Annotated in this window: 1 protein-coding gene; it reads left to right on the top strand. The window is 34.3% G+C overall.

The features are described 5' to 3' along the window. Positions 1–329: hypothetical protein (locus tag A6F49_RS14665; RefSeq protein WP_082911827.1), on the top strand; the 329-nt coding region annotated here is incomplete at its 5' end. Between the last annotated feature and the right edge of the window lie 53 nt (positions 330–382).

The following is a 382-nucleotide window of genomic DNA, read 5'->3' as shown; positions in this document are numbered from 1 at the left end:
ACACTGTTAAACAAAAAGAAGCTAAATTTGAAAATGGTGTTATTACACGTAAAGCTGATGAAAAAACAACTAATAATACAGCTATTGACAAGAAATCAGGTAAACAATCTAAAAAAACAACACCTTCAAATAAACGAAATGCATCAAAAGCATCTACAAATAAAACTTCAGGTCAGAAAAAGCAACATAATAAGAAACCAGCACACGGTCCAAAAAAACAAACGAGGTCAAGTAAGAAATCACATAAGAATCACCAAACCACAAACAATAATGCAAAAACAACAAAACCGAATCGACCAAATGCAGATAAAACGGTAACTGACACCTGAAAATGTCGAAGTAGAAGAATAGAAAAAAGCCCAACGAGGGGCTGGTGGTCCTG

Origin of the sequence: Enteractinococcus helveticum, from assembly GCF_001657475.1 — a bacterium.
GTDB classification, from domain to species: domain Bacteria; phylum Actinomycetota; class Actinomycetes; order Actinomycetales; family Micrococcaceae; genus Yaniella; species Yaniella helvetica.
Note: the sequence above shows the minus strand (reverse complement) of the source record. Positions and strands in the feature narration are given on the sequence as shown.